The sequence below is a fragment of the Methylobacillus sp. DLP286 genome (assembly GCF_056636515.1).
This window is the reverse complement of the sequence record NZ_CM153145.1, coordinates 2,804,875-2,823,650: the sequence shown is the minus strand read 5'-3', so window position 1 is coordinate 2,823,650 and position 18,776 is coordinate 2,804,875. Positions and strand designations below refer to the sequence as shown.

Sequence of the window (18,776 nt, the reverse complement as noted above, 5' to 3'; positions counted from 1 at the left end):
ATGGGATATGCAGGTCAGGAGAAAACGGCGTTCAGCCTGTTGATTTCCGACCTGCACCTGTGCGATTCCAGACCCGCCATTACCGCCCAGTTTCTTGGCTTCCTGCAGCAGCAGGCTAGCCAGGCTGAGGCGCTTTACATCCTGGGCGATTTTTTCGAATATTGGGCCGGCGACGACGACCTTGCCCAGCACCAGCCCATCATCCAGGCATTGCGTACATTATCCGAGCAAGGCACCCAGCTCTACTTCATGCACGGCAACCGGGATTTCCTGATTGGCAAGGCATTTGCCGCCGCAGCCGGGCTGACATTGCTGCCCGACCCGACACTCGTCACGCTGTACGGCAAACGCGCATTGTTGAGCCATGGCGATGCGCTCTGCACCGATGACGTCGCGTACCAGGCTTTCCGCCGCCAGGTACGCTCCCCTGCCTGGCAGGAGAACTTCCTGCAACAGCCGCTCAGTGAGCGCAAGGACCAGATCAAGGCACTGCGCCAACGCAGCGAGCAGGAGAAGTCCGGCAAGCAGGAAAGCATCATGGATGTGAATGCAGAGGCAGTCGCCGCATTGCTGCGCGAGTACGATTACCCGGAACTATTCATCCACGGGCACACGCATCGTCCCGCATTGCATCCCCTGGAAGTGGACGGCCGCAGGGTGGACCGCTGGGTGCTCGGCGACTGGTACGAACAGGGCAGCTGCCTGGTTGTAGACCGGCAAGGCGTACGCAACCAGCAATTGCCGTAACAAGTTGACGTGATGATCCATCACGGGGCATAGCCCGGTATCGCCGCCTCATCCACTGCGTCGATTTGCCCGGGTTGCAGGTAGCGCCTGGCATAGTGCAAGTAGACCTTCTCCCGGATGAAGATATCGAATAAGTCGGGATCGATATGCTGGTCCAGCTTCATTTCACCCAATATATGCAATGCCTCTGACAAGGTCTTGGCCTTCTTGTAAGGCCGGTCGCCGGAAGTCAATGCTTCGAAGATATCGGCGATGCACATCAAGCGCGCCGGAATGGAAAGCTGCTCCTTGGTCAGGCCTCGCGGATAGCCATGGCCGTCGAGGCGCTCATGGTGGCCGCCGGCATATTCGGGAACGCGCTGCAGCCCTGGGGGATAGGGCAGGGATTCCAGCATGTCGATGGTGACGACGATATGCTGGTTCACCACCTGACGCTCTTCCGGCGTCAACGTGCCGGAACTGATGGTCAGGTTGTACACCTCGTCCTCGGTGAGGAAATTCACTGTCTTGCCTGACTCATCCTCCAACTGGTATTGAGCAATCTTCTTCACCCGCTCCTGATCCTCAGCCGGCATCGACTCGGAACCCACATTCACCCGTTGTAAAAATGCAAGGTCGTCGTCAAGCTGCCTGATCCAGTCGGCATATTGCCGCTCAAGCGCATCCAGCCCTTGCTCGCGCCCCTGGCGGACCGCATCGAGCTGTTGCCGCAGCAGGCGGCATTCCGCCTGTTTTTTCATCAGGGCGAACCGTTGCTCGAGCAGGCCGATACGGTCAAAAATCGTGGACAGCTTGGTCGGCTTGTCCATCAAGGATTCGGGTGTCGCGATCTTGCCGCAGTCGTGCAGCCAGGCAGCAATCCGCAACTCGTCCAGCTCCTTGCCGTTCATGTAAAAGTCCTTGAGCGGCCCTGATGCCGCCCGGTTCACCGCGGCGGCCAGCATCATTGCCAGCTCGGGCACGCGCCGGCAATGGCCGCCGGTATAGGGCGACTTGGCATCGATCGCCCCGGCAATCAGGCGGATGAAGGCCTCGAACAAATTCCGCAAGCCCTCTATCAGCTGGCGGTTGGTCAGCGCAACCGCGGCCTGCGACGCCAGGGATTCCACCAGTTGCTGGCTGGAATCGGAAAAAGGCACGATCTGCCCGGCAGCATCCTTGGCGTTGATCAATTGCAGGACGCCGATGATCTCGCCCTCGTGATTCTTCATGGGCACGGTAAGGAAGGAGCGCGAACGGTAGCCAGTCGTCGCATCGAACTGCCGCGTACCGGAAAAGTCGAACCCCTCTGCGTAATAGGCATCCTCGATATTGACGGTGCAATCGTTGAGCACGGCATACGCCGCCACCATATGGTGATTGGGCTGCCCGCTGGCGAGGTAAAGCGGCAGGGGCTGGAAGGGAATGGGATTGCCGGTAGTGCCGCCCATGGCGATGCCAAGCGAGCTGGTCCGCATGATCTCGAAGCGTAGCGTCTTGTCCTGCGTCACGCTGTAAAGGGTGCCCGCATCCGCATTGGTCAGGCGCTTGGCACTCATCACGATCATTTCCAGCAGCCGCTGGTGGTCGTGCTCGGCAGACAGGGCAATGCCTATTGCGTTCAGGTCTTCCAGCTGCTTGACCAATGCGCCGCGTGCCGTCATTTACCCTCCGTCCGGTTCGACCAAAAAACTACGCCAGCGAGAACAACATCCTGACCCCGGCCAGCTCGATAATATCGCCATCCGCCAATAGTTGCGCCTGCAGCCCTACCGCAGCGCCATTCAGGATCGGGCGGCCGTCGCCCTCGACATGGGAAAGAAAGTAGCCGTTCGGCCGCTTGGTGATGACGGCAACCTGCACCCCGCTCTTGCCCAGCGTCGTCAATGTTTTCCTGATTACCAGCTCCCGCCCAGGGCTGGCGCCGTTCAACACTTTGACCTTGGCGAGCCCGGCAGGTTGCAATCCGGCCGCCCCATTCACCGCCCGCCCATCGGCATGCTGGCCTACAGGCTCCTCGGCGGCGTGCTTTTCCGCCGCCTCCGCCATCATTTCCCTGATGGCCGGCATGACCAGCACCGTTTTCTCGAATCCGCGATCGGCGGCAAGGTCTTCTTCAAGATACTCGATCTGGTGACGCCCAAGGCCTATCCTGTCGCCATCCTGCAGCTGGTGCCGGGTAATGGCACGGCCATTCACCAAGGTGCCGTTGGTGCTGCGGTTGTCCTCGATATAGAACACGCCGTCCTCTGCCAGCACGGCGGCATGCTCGCCGCTGATGGCAAGGTTTTCCAGCCTGATATCGCAGCTGGGCCGCCGCCCGATGGTCAAGCGCTGCTTGTCCAATGGAAACTCAGCCAGAAAATCGCCTTCCAGCGTAAGCACCAATTTCGCCATGAATAAAGCTCCCTTTCAGCTAGGCTGCCGCCCTTGAATCCTTCATCCCCTGAGCCAGCAAGCCTGCTTTGTTTTTTTATGGTTATTATGCTGCACAATCTTTACAAAGCCTGCGCCAGATTACAAGCCTCTCGTCGCCTCAATGAATAATTCACAGCATGACGGCGGATAAAAAAATAGCCAGCACAACGGCTGGCTATTCATGCATCAATACGGGAGAAACTACTTCCTGCCTCGCTGGAACTCATCGGGCCTGGCTTCCGCCGCGATCTTGTCCAGCACGCCGTTGACATACTTGTGGCCGTCAGTGCCGCCATAGAGCTTGGCAAGCTCCACGCCCTCGTTGATGGCGACGCGGTAAGGGATGGTCACGTCATGGATCAATTCGTACGCCGCAATGCAAAGGATGGCATGCTCGATCGGGCTGAGCTCGGATAGCTGGCGATCCAGCGAGCCCACCAGGCGCGCGTCCAGCTCGTCGATGTTCTCCGCCACGCCTTCGAGCAATTGGCGGAAATACTCGTAATCCGCGCGGTCGAAATCAGGGTCGTCGGCCAGCTCGCGGATAATGACCGAGACATCCTTCTGGTTCATCAAGGCCAGGTAGACGCCCTTGAGCACCAGCTCGCGCGACTTGCGGCGGCTGCGCCCGGCCTTCGGGGCCGGCTTTTTCGCCTCTAGCGGCTTCTTGTCTTGATCGCTCATAGTTGCTTCAGCAGGTTGATCATTTCAACCACGACGTCCGCAGCCTCGGCACCCTTGATCGCCATGCGGGCTTCGGCCTGCTCGTCGTTCTCGGTGGTGAGGATGGCGTTGGCGACGGGAATGCCGGTGCTCAGCTGCACATCGGAAATGCCGCGCGCGGACTCGTTGGAAACCACCTCGAAATGGTAGGTCTCGCCACGGATGATGGCGCCCAGCGCGATCAGGCCGTCAAACTGCTCGCTGTCCGCCATCTGCAACAGGATGGCTGGCGTTTCCAGCGCGCCGGGCACGGTGGCGAGCGTGATGTCGTCATCGGCCACGCCCAGCTTCTGCAGCTGTTCGACACAAGCCTGGAGCAAGCCGTCGCCGATGTTGCTGTTGAAACGGGACAGCACGATGCCGATGCGCAAATCCTTGCCATTCAAATCTACTGCGATTTTCTTCATGATTTCGTCCGAACTAGGCGCAGCCGCACTGCGCTATTGAAATGAGCCAGGCAATCCGCTGGCGAATCCCGTCATTTTAACACGCCAGGGGAGACTTAGAGCCGGACAGCAGTTCGGCATGGCGAAAACAATCCACGACGTGATCGTTCACCATGCCGACTGCCTGCATGAAGGCGTAGCAGATGGTGGAGCCGACAAACTTGAAGCCGTGCTTCAGCAAAGTCTTGGACATCTGGTCGGATATCTCGGTCCTGGCAGGCACATCCGCCAGGCTAAGCCGATGGTTGACCTGGGGCTCGCCCTGCACGAACTGCCAGAGGAAGGCGTCCAGGCTACCGTATTTCGCCTGCACCTCCAATGTTGCGCGGGCATTGCCGATGGCGGCATGCACCTTGAGGCGGTTGCGGATGATGCCCGGGTCCGCGAGCAAGGCCTCCACCTTGTCCGCATCGTAGGCCGCGATTCTGGCGATATCGAACTGGTCGAACACCTTGCGGTAATGTTCCCGCTTCTTCAGCACTGTACTCCAGCTCAACCCGGCCTGTGCGCCTTCGAGCACGAGGAACTCGAACAGCAGCCTGTCGTCATGCACGGGCACGCCCCACTCCGTATCATGATAAACGACATCCAGCGCCCCCTTGGCCCACCCGCAACGACAGAGATCAGTCACAACAATTTCCAATGGCAAGATCAATGGAACAAGATAACCGCTTTCTGCAAAGTGTTCCAGATGCCGTATGTGATCGGAATGCCGACCGCGATCCAGACCGCCACGGCCAATACGGCATTGCTCTTGTGCGCGGCCGCCTGCGTCATCTTTTGCGCCTGTTCATGCGAGACCTTCTTTTCCGCCTCCAGCTCGGCCGGGGTCATGTAGTGTTTCTCCGCCACCGGGCGCACCAGCAGGTTGCAGATCAGGCCGACCAGCAGCAGGCCCGCCAGCACGTACATGATCATGTTGTAGGCATGGTCGGCAGGAACGCCCTGGTCAAGCTGGTAATCACGCAAGTAGTTCACAATTACGGGCCCCAACACCCCGGCGGTCGCCCAAGCGGTCAATAATCTGCCGTGAATCGCACCCACATGCTGGGTGCCGAAAATGTCGGCCAGATATGCCGGAATCGTGGAGAAGCCGCCGCCGTACATGGTGAGGATAATGCAGAACAAGCCCGCGAACAGCGCCACGCTCCCTATGCTGCCCGCCCAGGGCGACAGCACGTAGAGCGCGAAGCCCAAGGCAAAAAAGATCACATAGGTCAGCTTGCGGCCGAGGAAATCCGAGCAGGAAGCCCAGCCGATGCGCCCCAGGATATTGAAGAAGGAAAGCAGCCCCGCGAAACCGGCGCCGATGGCCGCCACCTGCAGTTTCTGGTCCCCGCTCAGCTCCGCCAGCTTCAGCGGCACATCGATCAGCCTTCCGCCAAACACCTCCTGCAGCATCGGGGACGCCATGCCGATCACCCCGATCCCGGCGCTGACATTAAGGCACAGCACCCACCACAGCAACCAGAACTGCGGCGTCTTGTGCGCCTGGTTCACATGCACATGGTGCGGCGTAATCATGGCCTTGCCATTGCTGGCTGGAGGGGTCCAGCCTTCGGGCTTCCAGTCATGCGCCGGAACACGGTAGCCCAGCGAGCCTATCATCATGGCGATAAAGTACAGTACGCCCATGGTGGCGAAGGTTTCCCATACGCCGACGGAAGTCTCCGTGGCAAAATAATTCATGAGCGTATTGGCAAGCGGCGCGCCTATCATGGCGCCGCCGCCGAACCCCATGATCGCCATGCCGGTCGCCATGCCGCGCCGGTCCGGGAACCACTTAATCAAGGTCGAGACCGGGGAGATATACCCCAGCCCGAGGCCGATGCCGCCGATCACGCCCGAGCCCAGCCACATCATCCAGAGCTGGTGCGTATACACCCCGATCGCGGAAATCAGCAGACCTCCGCCCCAGCACACGGCGGCAACGGCGCCCGCCTTGCGCGGCCCGGCATGCTCCAGCCAATGTCCGAACACCGCCGCCGACGATCCCAGGAAGACAAAGAACAAGGTATACATCCACCCCAGGTCGCTGATTTTCCAGTCGCAGGTGGTCGTGATCGCCCGCATCCAGAAACTGACTTCCTCCCCGCACGCAAGCGGCTCTGAAATCCCCAATGCCTTGGACAGCGGCAACCAGAACACGCTGAAACCGTAGGCCATACCAATCGACAAATGCACAGCCAGCGCGGCGGGCGGCACCAGCCAACGGTTGTAACCCGGCCCTGCCGTAATACGTTCCTTTGAAAAAAAGCCTGCCATGCCCACCCCTCGGTTTTATTCGAATTTAGAATTGATTTGCAAAGTAACAAAAAGAAACATTTTGTTACAAATCATCATACAAGTCGAATAAAACCGCAATGCTCGAACAGCTTTAATCATGTTCATCAATCTGTCATATTAGCGTCATATATTGCTCGTCATTCAACAAGTGAGGAAACACGACATGCCAGCGAATATTCTGGTAGTAGAAGACGAACCAGCAATCCAGGAATTGCTTGCGCTCAACCTGACGCAAGCAGGCCACAACCCGGTCCGGGCATTGAGCGTGGAGCAGGCACAGATGCTGATCCGCGAAACATTGCCTGACCTGATCCTGCTCGACTGGATGCTGCCTGGCATGAGCGGTATCGAGTTCGCACGCAAGCTGAAGGGTGACGAGCTGACCAAGGCGATTCCCATCATCATGCTGACCGCGCGCGGCGAGGAGGCCGACAAGGTGCGCGGCCTGGAAGTCGGGGCGGATGACTATGTCACCAAGCCTTTCAGCCCGCGAGAGCTCAATGCACGGATCAAGGCCGTACTGCGCCGCCGCGCGCCGCAAATGACCGATGACCCGCTCGAGGTCGGCGGCCTGCGCCTGGACCCGATGACGCACCGCGTTTCCGGCAATGGCAAGACATTGGAATTGGGGCCGACCGAGTTCCGCCTGCTGCATTACTTGATGTCCAACCCGGAGCGCGTGCATTCGCGCACCCAGGTGCTGGACCGCGTATGGGGCGACCGCGTGTTCGTGGAGGACAGGACGGTGGACGTGCATATCCGCCGCCTGCGCCGCGCCCTTTCCGAATCCGGCCACGAAGAGTTTATCCAGACAGTGCGCGGCGTTGGCTATCGTTTCTCTGCACAGTAGCTCATAATAGCGACTGTCTTAAGACAAGAAGCATTTCGTGCAAGATATCCGCTGGAAAGCCTTGTGGCTGGGATTAGCCACCATATTCTCCTGCCTGGTCGTCTGGGCGGCCACAGACGCCATGACGGCGCTATTGGCATTCAGCGCCATCGTGCTGCTGTACCTGGTCAGCCATCTATACTGGCTGCACCAGTTGCTGCAATGGTTCAAGAAGCCGGAGCTGAATACCATGCCCGTGGGCAGCGGCATCTGGGAAGACGTGTTTTCCGCCATCTACTACGAAAAGCGCCGGAGCAATCGCAGCCAGGCGCAAATCAGCTCGGCCCTCGACCGCTTCCGCCATGCTGCCAGCGCCCTGCCCGACGGCGTAGTCCTGCTCAACGGCAATGACCAGATCGAGTGGTGCAACCCGACGGCGGAAAGCCAGCTTGGATTGTCCATGCGGCAGGATGCGGGTCAGCCCATCACCTACCTGGTCCGGCCGATTGACTTCATCCAGTACCTGCAAGAACAGAACTACTCCGAGCCGATCAAGCTCAAGTCCTGGCGCACGACCGGCGCCACGCTGGAAATCCAGCTCGTGCCGTTCGGCAGCAACCAGAAGCTCCTGATTTCGCGCGATATCAGCCAGATGGAAAAGCTGGAAACCATGCGCCGCGACTTCATCGCCAATGTCTCGCACGAGCTGCGCACGCCCTTGACCGTGGTAGGCGGCTTCCTGGAAACGTTGACCGACATGGAAGGCGCCGTGCCGGAAAGCACGCGCGCCTATTTCGGCATGATGCAGGAACAGACCGGCCGCATGCGTCGCCTGATCGAGGACCTGCTCACGCTCTCGCAGCTGGAAAATAGCCCGGAGGCCCCGCAAGAAAGCGAGATCGACCTGGGCACCCTGCTCAACATGCTGCTGCACGAGGGCATTAGCCTCAGCCAGGGCAAGCACGAGATCACCCTCGAACCGGTGGAGCCCGGCCTGTTCATCAAGGGCGCGACCGAAGAACTGCACAGCGCCCTGGGCAACCTGGTCAGCAATGCCGTGCGCTACACCCCGGCCAGCGGCAAGATCAACCTGCGGCTGTTCCTGCGCGGCAAGGATGTGCTGTTCAGCGTGCAGGACACCGGCATCGGCATCGAGCAGCAGCATATCGACCGCCTCACCGAACGCTTCTACCGCGTGGACCGCAGCCGCTCGCGCGAGACGGGCGGCACCGGCCTCGGGCTGTCCATCGTCAAGCATATCCTCACCCGCCACCAGGGGCGCCTGGAAATTGAATCCGAAGCCGGCAAGGGCAGCACGTTCACCGCCGTGCTGCCGCAAAGCCGGTTAGTGCGCAAACCCGCGCCAGAATCGGCAGCTACTGCCGCGTAACAGCCTCTGCTGCGGGCGGCATATCGGCATTCTGCCAGCCACGCCGGTAGACACGGATATCGGCGCCCTTGATGCGCGCGGCGTTGAACAGCTTCCTGGCGCGCATCGAATCCAGCCGGATGCCATAAGCCGCATAGACGAAATCCGCCATCGGCGCGCTGCTCTTGCGGAAAAAGGGCAACTGCGGCGAACTGCCGTAAAAACTTTCCACGAAACTCGTGATGCCCGCCACGCCGTAATGTCCGCCGGCCAGCTCCTCCAGCCAGGGGCCGCCTGAGTCGCCCATGGTCGGCATGGGCAATGCCGGGTCGTAATCCCCCTGTTCATTCAGGCGATTCACAGCCAGCAGCGTTTCCAGCGTCGAGACCGCGCTGGCCTTGCTCTCGAACTGCACCTGGTAGCGCGCATAGAACAACGTGTCCAGGCTGGCATAGGCAGCAGGCACAAAAGCCTCAAAGCCCTCCGTTGCGCGATGCACATACTTGCTTGCACAACGCAGGCTCACCGGCAGGGCGTCTGCCGCGCCATAGCCGTAGCCGCACAACAATAGGGTATGCGCCGGCTCATCAAGCAGGACTGGCGCAATATCGATTTCATCGGGCAACTCGATGTCGAACACCAGGACCGCCAGGTCGTCGATCAGGTTGCCGCGCACCTTGTCGAACTCGGGGAATATGGCCTGCTTGAGCCGGGCCAGCCGGGCCATAGCCAATAAGGAATCGGGCGCGCGCGCGATGGACAATAAAGGCAAGCCGTCGCGCTCATCCAGGCTCCCCTCGCGCAGGCAGTGCGCTGCGGTCAACAGGGTCATCGGCGTCCTGCCCACCACCACGGCGCTACACTCGCTATGGCTCACGCGCCATTCCTGGCGGTAGTCATGCCATTCGCGGTGCTCGAACACCAACTGCACGGCAGGCGCCCGGCTGACAGGATCGCCGTTCATCAACGCCATGGCTGGCAATGCATGCGCCAGCAAGCTCAGCACGATACAAAATCCAGTCACGCCATATGGTCTGCCCAAGAAGACCTCCCTGACACCAACCTGCATTCGGAGCGCTAATAAATCTTATGTGAAACCTAATCCTGGCTAGGCGTTCTGCCGTATTCGATACTACGGTCAAGCAAAGCATGGCAAGAGGGGCAGCAGAGTATTGCCAGCCGCATTTCACTTTACTCCTGAATGAGCAAGGACTGGAAGACTAACGCGGCGCAAACATGATGATCGCCATGCCGATCAAGGCCACCCCCACCCCGACGACGTCCCAGGTGCTGGGCCTGATGCCGTCCACCAGCCACAACCAGCCGAGCGCCACGAATATATACACCCCGCCGTAAGCCGCATACACACGCCCTGCTGCAGTCGGATGCAAGCTCAACAGCCAGGCGAACACCGCCAGGCTGATCGCGGCTGGCAATAGCAACCAGGCAGAGCCGCCTTTCTTGAGCCAAAGGTAAGGCAGGTAGCAGCCCAGGATCTCCGCCAACGCGGTCACGACGAATAACGAGAATGTTTTCAACACGAGCATGCGAGATACCGGCAAGTTTTAAAATGAGGCCATTATAGACAAACTCATGCCGGGTCTTTTGGATAATATCGCCCACCCCGGCATCCAGCCTGGCGATCCACTTGCACTACAGACAAAAGACGACAAAATCGCCAGCAATCCGCCTACAAAACAAAGAGATAAACTCACACCCATACCAGATTGACATTCATTCATCGACAGCATCAGAATAGTCAAAAATGTTAAGGGCAACCTTGGTTGAAAAATCGAGGACGCAAAGTCACCGGTCTAAGGTAGCAGCACTTTGTCTACTATGACAGCGGAACCGCCATATTGAGCACCTCGCCCGCCAAGCTTCATGCCTGGCCCGTTGCGCAAAGGCTGTCTAATCATCTGCCAATGCCGGCCTTGCCACTTAGCAATAAAAATATTCATTGCATATTGTTATAGGGGAATCACGCTTGCTGCCATCTCGTCATGGATTATGGGCCGTATTGGCCTTGCTTTACGCATGCCCGTCCATTGCGGCAATCGAACCGATCGACACCTCCGCGCAGGAACAGCTATTGCAGCAGGAGCGCCTGCGCGTCTTGCGGCAGCAACAGGAAACAGCGCCGGACATGCGCCAGCCTGGCTCGCAGCCGCCAGCCCCGCTTGCCTATCCAACCGAGGAATCCCCCTGCTTCATCATCAGGCAGATCAGCCTTGAAGGCGAGCATGCCGATCTCTTCCAGTTTGCATTGCAGGATGTCTTGCATGGAGATAAAGACCACATCGCCATCGGCCGCTGCCTGGGCGCGCAAGGCATCAACACCGCGATGTCGCATGTGCAGAACGCCATCGTGGCCGAGGGATACGTCACGACACGCATCCTCGCCGGCCCGCAGGCCTTGGGCAATGGCCGCCTCCGCCTCGCCGTGATCCCCGGCAAGGTGCGGCAAATCCGCTTCACCCCGGATTCCAGCCAGCGCATCCGCTACGGCAACGCATTGCCGGTCGCCCCTGGCGACATCCTCAACCTGCGCGCCATCGAGCAAGGCCTGGAAAACCTCAAGCGCTCCCCCACCTCCGACGCCGATATCCAGATCGAACCCGCCGATGGCAATGCGCAACCCGGCGAGAGCGACTTGGTGATCCGCTACCGCCAGGCATTGCCCTTCCGCCTCACCTTCAGCGCGGATGATGGCGGCTTCGACAGCACGGGCAAATACCAGGGCGGCGTCACGCTCTCCGGCGACAACCTGCTGGGCCTGAGCGACTTGTTCTACATCAACCTCAACCAGGACCTGGGCGGCGGCGACAAAGGCAGCCGCGGCTCGCGCGGCAAGACCCTGCATTACTCCATCCCTTATGGTGATTGGCTGTTCAGCGCCACCGGCTCGAGCTACACCTATCACCAGGAAGTCGCCGGCCTCAACCAATCCTACCTCTACAGCGGCCGCACCCAGAATGCCGAATTCAGGCTAAGCCGCATGGTCTACCGCTCCGCCATTAACAAGACGCAGCTTTCCCTGGGGAGCTTCTTCCGCAAATCATTCAACTACGTGGACGACACCGAGGTGGAAGTGCAGCGGCGGCGCACTGCCGGATGGTCGCTGGGCGTCAGCCAGAGCTGGTATCTCGGCCAATCCATATTGGATTACAGCCTCGCCTACCGCCGCGGCACCGGCGCGCAACAGGCATTGAAAGCGCCTGAAGAAGCGTTCGGCGAAGGCACTTCGCGCATGGAAATCATCACCGCCGATATCAGCTTCATGGCCCCGCTTTCCATCCAGGCGCCATGGGGAACACAAGCCCTGCGCTACGCCGCCAACATCCGCGCGCAATCCAACCTCACCCCGCTCACGCCGCAGGACCGCTTCGCCATCGGCAACCGCTACACCGTGCGCGGCTTCGACGGGCAGTTGACCCTGAGCGCCGACCGTGGCTGGTTCATCCGCAACGACCTCAGCGCCATGCTCGGGCAAAGCGGGCAGGCGCTTTATCTCGGGCTCGACTATGGCGAGGTGGGCGGTCAATCCAGCGACACGCTTATCGGAAAACAACTGGCTGGCGCTGTCATCGGCATGCGCGGAGGCTACAAGGGGTTCAGCTACGACCTGTTCCTGGGGCAGCCCGTCAAAAAACCGGATGGATTCGAGACCGCAAAGACGGCAGCCGGATTCAACCTCAACTGGTCGTTCTAGCCGCAAGCACGTTAAAGGGGAATCAAGATGAACAAACACCGTTACCGCCTGGTATTCAACCGTGCCCGAGGCCTCATGATGGCCGTGGCTGAGAACATCGCCGTCCACAACACCGCGGCCAGCCCATCCCCCAATGCCTCGCCCATCGCCAGGCAAGTGCTGGCAAACATCACGCCGTTGCGGCTTTCCCTCATGCTCATGCTGGGTTCCGCCCTAGCCATCATCAATCCAGCCCAAGCCGACATCATCGCCGACCCGTCGGCGCCGGCCGGCCAGCAGCCTATCATCGGCAACACCGCCAACGGCCTGCCGCTGGTCAACATCCAGACGCCCAGCGCCGCCGGGGTGTCGCGCAACACCTACAGCCAGTTTGACGTCAATGCCCAGGGAGCCATCCTCAACAACAGCAACGCCAATGTGCAGACCCAGCTTGGCGGCTGGGTGCAGGGCAACCCCCTGCTCGCAGGCGGCACCGCCCGCGTCATCCTCAACGAAGTCAACAGCAGCAACCCCAGCTTATTGAACGGCTTCATCGAGATCGCCGGCAGCCGCGCCCAGCTCGTCATTGCCAACCCGGCCGGCATCAGCTGCAACGGCTGCGGCTTCATCAACGCCAACCGCGCCACCCTCACCACCGGCACCCCCATCCTCAACGGCGGCAACCTGTTGGGCTACCGCGTGGGCGGCGGCAGCATCAGCTTCTTAGGCCAAGGCATGGATGCCTCCCAGGCCAACTATACGGACATCATCGCGCGGGCGGTGGAAGTGAATGCCGGCATATGGGCCAACGCACTCAATATCACCACCGGAGCCAACCAGGTCGATATCGACAGCAACGGCAAGCAGACGGCGGTTTCCCACACCGCCCCGGCAAGCCCGGCCCCTGCCTTTGCCGTGGACGTGGCAGCCCTGGGCGGCATGTACGCCGGCAAAATCCACCTCATCGGCACCGAAGCCGGGCTGGGCGTACGCAACGCCGGGCATATCGGGGCCAGTGTGGGCGAAGTCGTCGTGACTGCTGACGGACACATCATCAACTCCGGCACGCTGGCAGCGCACACCAATATCGACATCACCACCAATCACAGCTTGCAGAATGCTGGCACCATCAACGCCAATGCCGGGCTGAGCCTGAATGCAGAGAACATTGACAACACCGGGGAAATTGCTTCATCCGGCACCACGCTGTTCAGCCAAGATGCGATTATCAACCGCGGCACCATAGACGGGGATACCACGCATATAACCGCAGACAGACTGGACAACATCGGGCATGGCAGCATCTTCGGTGACCACCTCAGCATCCAGGCCAGCGAGATCAACAACCTCGCGGAAACCGTGGATGGCACCACCACCGCTGCCATCATGGCTGGGCGCACCCGGCTGGACCTGGCAACAGGCAACCTCATTAATCGCGACAATGCCATGCTGTTCAGCGGCGGGGACATCGCCATTGGCGGCGTCCTTGATGCCCCAGGGATAGCCACCGGCAGCGCCGCTTCCGTCATCAACCAGGACGCCACCATTGAAGCGCTGGGCAACATGGTCATCAACGCAAATGAGCTGCAAAACCTCAATACCGGCCTGCAAGTGGGAAGGACAGCGGAAACCACCGCAGGCTACGACAAATTCACCCCGGCAGGCCAGGGGGTCGTCTGGAATAGCGCAGACTACCCCGGCGCCCGGATTGGGAATGTTAATGTTGAATGGCGCGATGCCGGTCCGTACCGCTTCCGCGAATACACCCGCTACCAGGGCACCAGCTACACCTCCCACACCGAAGTGCTCGCCTCCACGCCCGGCAGAATCCTCTCTGGCGGCGACATGCGGATCACAGGCAATGTTTTGAACAGCGATAGCCAGATCATCGCCGGCGCTGCGCTGGACATCAGCGGCGCCACCGTGCAGAACCTTAACACCGAAGGCCAGACCATCGTCCGCCACAGCGGCGGCGCTTGGTATTACGACTGGGATGGCAACGATAACGATTACGACATTGACTATCTGGGCAACCACAGCCCCGGCAACATCGTCACCACCTACAACCTGGACACCACACGCCTTGAAGGCGACGCTGCGCCGCCCGCCAGCGGCACCGTGGTCAGCAGCAACCCGAACACAGTCAACAACAACGCCTTGTTCCAGGCGCTGCCTGATGTTTCAGGAGACTATCTGATAGAAACCAATCCCCGATTCACCAATTATCGCACCTGGCTGAGCTCCGACTACATGGTGCAGCAACTCTCATTCGACCCTGCCATCACGCAAAAGCGCCTGGGGGATGGTTTCTACGAGCAACGTCTGGTGCGTGAGCAGATCGCCGAACTGACCGGCAGGCGCTTCCTTGATGGTTACGCCGACGACGAGGTGCAATACCAGGCCCTCATGAATGCCGGGCTCACCGTGGCAAGCCATATCCAGCTCATTCCCGGCATTGCGCTCTCAGCGGAGCAAATCGCCCAGCTCACCTCCGATATCGTCTGGTTGGTGGAGCAGGAAATCACCCTGCCCGACGGCACCGTCACCAAAGCCCTTGTTCCTCAGGTGTATGTGCGGCTGCAGGATGGCGACCTGAACTCCGCCACCGGCATCATGGCGGGCAACAGCATCAACATCCACGCCACCGATACGATCGCCAACGGCGGCACCATGGCAGGGCGCACCCTGGCCGTGCTCAATGCAGACAACATCCAGAACCTTGGCGGCACCATCAGCGCCGACGTCACGGCATTGCAGGCTGCTGGCGACATCGACAACATTGGCGGCATTATCATGGCAAAAGATGCGCTGGTACTTGAAGCCGGCAATGACATCAACATCGCCAGCACCACGCAGAGCCATGCCCAGACCATAGGCGCCAGCAGTTTCAGCCGCACCAATCTCGACAGGGTGGCCGGCCTCTATGTCGGCAACCCCGATGCCGTCCTCGTCGCCAGCGCAGGCAACGATCTCAACTTAATAGCCGCCAGCATCGTCAACAACGGCAATAACGGCAATAACGGCATCACCTCGCTCCAGGCAGGCAACGACATCAATCTAGGCACGCTGCAAATCGCCGAACGGAACAACAGCGTACGCAATGCCAAAAATCGTGTTTCCTACGGTAGCGCGCAAGATATCGGCACCGCCATCCAGGCCGGCGGCGATATCTCCCTGCAAGCTGGCAATGACGTCAGCATCAAGGCTGGCAACATCAATAGCAAAAGCGGCAGCCTCGGCATCGCCGCAGCCGGAGACATCACCATCGCCGCAGGCGAGGCCAGCAGCAACTTCGACCTGGCCCGCAAGACCAAGCGCAGCAGCGGATTGAGCAGCACCACCAAGACCTACCGCACCATTTCCGAATCCACCGAGGCCATCGGCAGCAGCCTCAGTGCGGATACCGTCAGCCTGCAAGCTGGCGTACCAACCGAAACCGCATTAGCGGCTACGGGAGACATCAACATCACCGGCAGCAACGTCGTTTCCACCAATAGCACCCAACTGCAGGCCAGCGGAGACATCAATATCGCCGCAGCTGAAAACACCAGCTACACCTTCAACCAGAAAACCACCAAGAAATCCGGCTTCTCCGCCAGCGGCTCCAGCATCGGCTACGGCACCAGCAACCTGAGCCAGAAGCAGACCGGCACGACGGTCACGCAGAGCGGCAGCACCGTGGGCAGCGTCGAAGGCGACGTCGCTATCCAGGCAGGCAACACCTACACGCAAACCGCCAGCGATGTGCTCGCGCCACAAGGCGATATCGAGATCAGCGCCCGGCAGGTCAACATCACCGCAGGCAACAACGCCTCCACCCAGACCACCGAGACCAAGTTCAAGCAGAGCGGACTGACGCTGGCGATCACCAGCCCGGTCATTTCGGCCATCCAGACCGCAGAGCAGATGAAACAGGCCGCCAGCAACACTTCGGATGGCCGCATGCAGGCTTTGGCAGCAGGCACGACTGCGCTGGCGGCGAAGAATGCCTTTGATTCCACACAACAGGCATTGAATGCTGCACCGACAGATAGTAGTGTCGCCAATGCCGCCAATCAGGCAGGCGGAGTGAATCTGTCGCTCAGCATTGGTACTTCAAAGAGCAGCAGCACTTCCACGCAATCCAGCAGCACGGCACAAGGCAGCACCGTGATGGCGGGTGGCAATATCGCCATCACGGCTATGGGGGCTGGGGAGCAATCGGACATCAACGTCATCGGCAGCTCGATCAAGGCAGATGGAGATGTAAGTCTTAAAGCGGATGATGAGGTGAACCTGATCGCTGCACGGAATACGCAGACGCTGAACAGCAAGAATAAAAACAGCAGCGCCAGTGTCGGCATCAGCATCGGTTCCAACGGGCTTGCCGTCACCGCCAGCGCATCACAGGGTAAAGGCAAGGCCAACGGCACGGATGTGACGTGGACGGAGAGCGTCATTGAGGCTGGCAACCAGGTCACGCTGGAGAGCGGTACCGATACCAACCTTATAGGCGCACAGGTCAAGGGCAATCAGGTAGTCGCCGATGTCGGCACCTCAGGCCAGGGCGACCTCAACATCCAGAGCTTGCAGGATACCAGCACCTACGACAGCAAACAGAAGAGCATGGGCATCAGCGTGAGCATACCGATTGGCGCAGGGGCTTATGGTGGCTCTATCAGCAGTTCCAGCACCAAGATACAGTCTGACTATGCTTCTGTGAATGAACAGGCAGGTATCTTTGCCGGGGACGAGGGGTTCCAGGTCAGTGTGGCGGGTAATACTAATCTGACAGGGGCAGTGATGGCCTCGACCGACCAGGCGATTCAAGATGGCAAAAACAGCCTGACGACTGAAACACTCACAGTATCGAACATTCAGAACAAAGCGGAGTATGAAGGCAAGGCATCGTCGGCCACCCTTGGCGGTGGTATTCAAGCAGGCTTACCACAACTCTCTGGCGCGGGAATAGGCTCCGATAGTGATAAAGCCAACAGCACCACAGTCAGCGCCATCAGTTCTGGGGTGATTGACATCACTGATGATGCAGGGCAACAACAAAAAACTGGGACAGACGCACTCACCACCGTTGCTTTACTTAACCGAGATGTTGTTGTTGATGAGAACGGCAATGCTGTCGATAGTCATGGCAACTCAACCGCCAATACCATTGCACCGATCTTTGATGCAGAGAAAGTCACCAGAGAGATTCAGGCACAGGTTGAAATTACGCAAGCATTCAATCAAGAAGCCCCTAAAGCGTTAGCTACTTTTGCTTCTAGCAAAACCCAACCTTATCAGGATGCAAAAGATTACGAAGACATCAAAAACAAGCAATCCAATGGTCAAGCACTTTCTGCGTATCAGCTTGAACGTCTAGCACAACTCGAAGGTACTGGCATGACGTCAGATAAAGCTAGCTCTACACTCAATGACCTACAAGCCCAAGCAGATTATGAAAACTGGAATGGCAACGGTAACTACCGCAAGGCAGCTAATATCATCATTGCAGCCATTGGAGGTGGCACTACGGGCACTGTTGCGGCAGTGAGCAAGGAATCTTTATCATGGGCGGCTGACCAGATGCGGCAATTAATGATTGAAGACTCAAAGAAATTTGCAGGGCTTTGTGATGTTCAAGGTAATTGCATCAGCAATGTCTCAGGCAATAGTGTCGGTGTCAATGGGGATAATCTCAAGATTGCAGGGGGGCGGATAGTGCTGGAAAAATGGTGTGAGGCTGCTGGAGCCAATGCATGCCAAGTTGATCCAACCACGAAGAGTGGCTATGCAGAGAACTCAGACGGAACAGTTATTTTTAGACCAAAAGACAATCAAGGTAATGATATTACAGTCAATCAATTCATTGACCAAAACCAATACTTAAGAAGTGAGCTTGGAGGAGTTCAAGGAGCATTAGGCCAAATGAAACAAATGGGTATTCAGTTTGAATATGAAGATGGTTCTTTATTTGACAAATTAGCAGAATCGTTTGCAGGAACGCATGACACATTCAACAGCTTTATATGGTATGACGAACTTGGTAATGGGAAAAATCGAAGCGGAACTCTTTTAGGGACTATTGGAAACGTAACAAATATGACTAATGTTCCGTTAGCTGCTCCATTTGCTTTAAGTGTTTTATTGCCGCCAGAGGTCTGGAATGCAGTAATTTCTATCATTCAATTACAATAAGGGCATGTCATGAAAAAAATATTATTCTTTCTAATTATTACACTTCTTGAGTTAATTCTTAGTGGCTGTATGTCTAACTGTAGTGTTTCTGGGTGTTAACCATACTAAGAAAGA

At 58.6% G+C, this 18,776-nt stretch carries 13 protein-coding genes and 1 riboswitch; of the genes, 5 read left to right on the top strand and 8 right to left on the bottom strand.

Annotated elements, in window-relative coordinates:
- Positions 1-747, top strand: a complete 747-nt coding sequence (locus ACWXTG_RS13560; protein ID WP_309564405.1) for a UDP-2,3-diacylglucosamine diphosphatase — start codon at positions 1-3, stop codon at positions 745-747.
- 20 nt (positions 748-767) lie between these two features.
- On the opposite strand, the gene ACWXTG_RS13555 is transcribed toward ACWXTG_RS13560, so the two are convergent.
- The 6 genes from ACWXTG_RS13555 to ACWXTG_RS13530 form a co-directional block, all read right to left on the bottom strand.
- Positions 768-2,390: an HD domain-containing phosphohydrolase gene (locus ACWXTG_RS13555; RefSeq protein WP_309564404.1), complete on the bottom strand. Its 1,623-nt coding sequence runs from the start codon at positions 2,388-2,390 to the stop codon at positions 768-770.
- Between the two features lie 28 nt (positions 2,391-2,418).
- Complete coding sequence (locus ACWXTG_RS13550) at positions 2,419-3,123, bottom strand: FHA domain-containing protein (protein WP_309564403.1); 705 nt, start codon at positions 3,121-3,123, stop codon at positions 2,419-2,421.
- 222 nt (positions 3,124-3,345) lie between these two features.
- Positions 3,346-3,828: a transcription antitermination factor NusB gene (gene nusB / locus ACWXTG_RS13545; protein ID WP_309564402.1), complete on the bottom strand. Its 483-nt coding sequence runs from the start codon at positions 3,826-3,828 to the stop codon at positions 3,346-3,348.
- Positions 3,825-4,274, bottom strand: a complete 450-nt coding sequence (gene ribH, locus ACWXTG_RS13540) for a 6,7-dimethyl-8-ribityllumazine synthase (protein WP_309564401.1) — start codon at positions 4,272-4,274, stop codon at positions 3,825-3,827. Before ribH ends, nusB begins: the two co-directional genes overlap by 4 nt.
- Before the next feature lie 76 nt (positions 4,275-4,350).
- Positions 4,351-4,944, bottom strand: coding sequence for a DNA-3-methyladenine glycosylase I (locus ACWXTG_RS13535; RefSeq protein WP_309564400.1), 594 nt, complete (start codon positions 4,942-4,944; stop codon positions 4,351-4,353).
- A gap of 20 nt (positions 4,945-4,964) precedes the next feature.
- The gene (locus ACWXTG_RS13530) at positions 4,965-6,578 is read right to left on the bottom strand and encodes an OFA family MFS transporter (protein WP_309564399.1); all 1,614 of its coding nucleotides are present in this window, start codon (positions 6,576-6,578) and stop codon (positions 4,965-4,967) included.
- Between the two features lie 184 nt (positions 6,579-6,762).
- On the opposite strand from ACWXTG_RS13530, the gene phoB reads away from it, so the two are divergent.
- The gene (gene phoB, locus ACWXTG_RS13525) at positions 6,763-7,449 is read left to right on the top strand and encodes a phosphate regulon transcriptional regulator PhoB (protein WP_309564398.1); all 687 of its coding nucleotides are present in this window, start codon (positions 6,763-6,765) and stop codon (positions 7,447-7,449) included.
- 37 nt (positions 7,450-7,486) lie between these two features.
- A complete protein-coding gene (gene phoR, locus ACWXTG_RS13520; protein WP_309564397.1) occupies positions 7,487-8,818 on the top strand; it encodes a phosphate regulon sensor histidine kinase PhoR in 1,332 nt (443 codons plus the stop codon).
- On the opposite strand, the gene ACWXTG_RS13515 is transcribed toward phoR, so the two are convergent.
- Both ACWXTG_RS13515 and ACWXTG_RS13510 read right to left on the bottom strand, forming a co-directional pair.
- A complete protein-coding gene (locus ACWXTG_RS13515; RefSeq protein ID WP_309564396.1) occupies positions 8,805-9,839 on the bottom strand; it encodes a trypsin in 1,035 nt (344 codons plus the stop codon). The two genes, phoR and ACWXTG_RS13515, sit on opposite strands and share 14 nt — an antisense overlap.
- 178 nt (positions 9,840-10,017) lie before the next feature.
- Entirely contained in the window at positions 10,018-10,344 is a 327-nt protein-coding gene (locus tag ACWXTG_RS13510; protein ID WP_309564395.1) for a YnfA family protein, read from the bottom strand.
- 216 nt (positions 10,345-10,560) lie between these two features.
- A riboswitch (cyclic di-GMP riboswitch) is annotated at positions 10,561-10,656 on the top strand.
- Between the two features lie 128 nt (positions 10,657-10,784).
- Between ACWXTG_RS13510 and ACWXTG_RS13505 the strand changes: the two genes are divergently transcribed.
- Together ACWXTG_RS13505 and ACWXTG_RS13500 are read left to right on the top strand one after the other, a co-directional pair.
- Positions 10,785-12,509, top strand: a complete 1,725-nt coding sequence (locus ACWXTG_RS13505) for a ShlB/FhaC/HecB family hemolysin secretion/activation protein (protein ID WP_309564394.1) — start codon at positions 10,785-10,787, stop codon at positions 12,507-12,509.
- 27 nt (positions 12,510-12,536) lie between these two features.
- A complete protein-coding gene (locus ACWXTG_RS13500; RefSeq protein WP_309564393.1) occupies positions 12,537-18,662 on the top strand; it encodes a hemagglutinin repeat-containing protein in 6,126 nt (2,041 codons plus the stop codon).
- The last annotated feature ends 114 nt before the right edge of the window (positions 18,663-18,776 follow it).